Annotated in this window: 1 protein-coding gene; it reads left to right on the forward strand. The window is 34.9% G+C overall.

What is annotated here, in order from left to right:
- A partial coding sequence (locus ACFIKU_RS10175; RefSeq protein WP_375657439.1) for an N-acetylmuramoyl-L-alanine amidase-like domain-containing protein occupies window positions 1–235 on the forward strand: 235 nt, incomplete at both ends.

The raw sequence follows: 235 nt of genomic DNA on the forward strand, positions 1-235 counted from the left end.
ATATTACCGCTGAAATAAGTCCCCATGCGGTAAAAATAGAAAAATATCTCAACAAAAAAGCTGATGGTGAAAGCTATCTTCCTGGACTTCCAGTTGTGAAACGCACAATAACGTATATTCCAAGTAACTTTATTAATGAAGAGGTTATAAGCCGTTTAAAATCAGGGGATTTCATTGGTATTTATGCAAAACTTGCTGGATTGGATGTAACACATGTGAGTTTCTTTATCATGAC

Source organism: Bartonella sp. CM120XJJH, assembly GCF_042194715.1.
GTDB lineage: Bacteria > Pseudomonadota > Alphaproteobacteria > Rhizobiales > Rhizobiaceae > Bartonella.